Source organism: Rahnella sp. PD4 (assembly GCF_049199325.1).
Lineage (GTDB): Bacteria > Pseudomonadota > Gammaproteobacteria > Enterobacterales > Enterobacteriaceae > Rahnella > Rahnella perminowiae.
Map to the genome: position 1 here is coordinate 1 of NZ_JBLZQF010000030.1, position 608 is coordinate 608.

Consider the following 608-nt stretch of genomic DNA (forward strand, 5'->3'; position numbering starts at 1 on the left):
AAGGTGATTTGTTCGCTCAGATAACGCTCCTGACGGCGTCTGGCGTACCACATCCCCTGACCGGGCTCGTTGCTGTATTCCTTGCCCGGCTCAGGATAGGACTCACCCCAGCGGTAATCTTCGGCAACCAGCGCCGTGTAATCCGGATTGGTGGTCGCCGTGGCGGTCATATCGCTTTGCGCGGCCGGATAGTAATCGTCGTTAACTGTCACCGATTTCGGGATGGCCTTGCGGCTGACCGACATTTCCCAGACCGACTCCTGGCAGCCGTCGAACAGGCCCGCCGGGTTACGGAACGGGATGGCGACCAGTTCCGGCCAGGCGTAAGAATGGTCGGCCAGCACCATGACGTCGCAGTTGTTCTCTTCGTCATACTCGAAGAAGTACGAGATGCCGCTGTCGGCCAGGCGGCGCGCGATGTGCGCGTATTCGCTTTCGCCGAACTGCATCATGAATTTTTTCAGCGGGTACTGTTCATTAAGGGCAAACCGGAAATCCAGCCGGTCCATGTAGTAACGCAGGAAGGTGTTTTCGGTCATGCTGATGACGCTGTCGTTCTGGTAAATCGCGTTATTGCTGCCCTGATTTAACCGGGTGACGCGGTGTTC

General features: G+C 57.4%; 1 protein-coding gene. It reads right to left on the reverse strand.

The window, feature by feature from the left end; translation table 11 throughout:
- Window positions 1–608, reverse strand: a 608-nt coding sequence (locus ACOZIO_RS25060) for a contractile injection system protein, VgrG/Pvc8 family (RefSeq protein WP_421595882.1), incomplete at both ends; no start/stop codon positions are given.